The organism is Cognatiyoonia sediminum, from assembly GCF_900129845.1.
In the GTDB taxonomy this organism is placed as follows: Bacteria; Pseudomonadota; Alphaproteobacteria; order Rhodobacterales; family Rhodobacteraceae; genus Cognatiyoonia; species Cognatiyoonia sediminum.
Genome location: NZ_FQXB01000013.1, coordinates 1 through 1289, shown reverse-complemented (window position 1 = coordinate 1289; position 1289 = coordinate 1). Strand labels below are relative to the sequence as shown.

The following is a 1289-nucleotide window of genomic DNA, read 5'->3' as shown; positions in this document are numbered from 1 at the left end:
TATTCAGCCGCCGTTAGATCAAAGTTCTGCCCTGGGAAGTATTTGGCGAGGCGGACGTCTGCGGCGCGGGCGTGGCCTTCCATGCCTTCGAGGCGGCTGATGCGGGCAGTGGCGATGGCGACGTCTTTCGATGCCTCGCGCGTGGCGCGCTGCCAGGTCACGATCTTCATGTACTTATGCACACTCAGACCCCCAGTGTAATTCGCAGCCCCAGAGGTCGGCAGCACGTGGTTCGTGCCAGAGGCCTTGTCGCCATAAGACACCGTGGTCTCTTCACCCAAGAAGAGAGAGCCATAGCAGGTCAGGCGCTCCAACCACCAATCAATGTCTGCCGCCTGCACTGTCAGGTGTTCGGGCGCATAGGCGTCCGAGGTTGCGGCCATCTCTTCGCGGTCGGCACACACAATCACCTCGGCGTAGTCGCGCCAAGCCGCGCGGGCGTTGTCGCCGTTGAGTTCTGGTAGGTCATCGATCAGCGCCGGCACGCGGGCCATCACATCTTCGGCCAGTGCGCGGTCATCCGTCACCAGCCAAACCGGAGAGTTGTAGCCATGCTCGGCCTGAGAGACCAAATCGGTCGCCACGATATGCGGGTCCGCGTCTTTGTCAGCGAGGATCAGGCTGTCGGTCGGCCCTGCGATCATGTCGATGCCCACGCGGCCAAAGAGGATGCGCTTGGCCTCTGCCACGAACTGATTGCCGGGGCCCACAAGGATGTTGGCTTTGGGCAGGCCAAAGAGGCCAAAGGTCATCGCCGCAACGCCCTGCACCCCGCCCATCGCCATGATCGTATCGGCACCGCAGATATGGGCCGCATAGATGATCGCAGGGGCGACACCGACGCCGGGGCGCGGAGGAGAACAGGCCGTGATATGTTTGCAGCCAGCGACCTTCGCCGTGGTCACTGTCATGATCGCGCTTGCGATATGGCTATAGCGCCCGCCTGGCACATAGCAGCCCGCCGCATCCACGGGGATTGCCTTTTGACCGGCGACAAAGCCCGGCTGGATCTCCATCTCCACATCGGCCACGGTGCTTTTCTGAAGCTCGGCAAAGCGTTTGACGTTGTCATGGGCAAAGCGGATGTCGGCCTTGAGCTTCTCCGGCACCAATTCAATCGCCGCGTCAATCTCGTCCTGCGTCAGGATGACATTGCCCTCATAGCGATCAAACTTCGCCGCATACTCCAGAGCCGCCGCATCTCCCCCTGCCTCAATCTCAGACAGGATCGACACAACCGTGTCATGCACATCAGACGCGCCACTCGATGACGTCAATTCCGCTTTTTT

General features: G+C 61.1%; 1 protein-coding gene. It reads right to left on the bottom strand.

From position 1 onward, the window contains the following. Positions 1-1289, bottom strand: a 1289-nt coding sequence (gene hisD, locus BUA85_RS16435) for a histidinol dehydrogenase (protein ID WP_072903051.1), incomplete at both ends; no start/stop codon positions are given.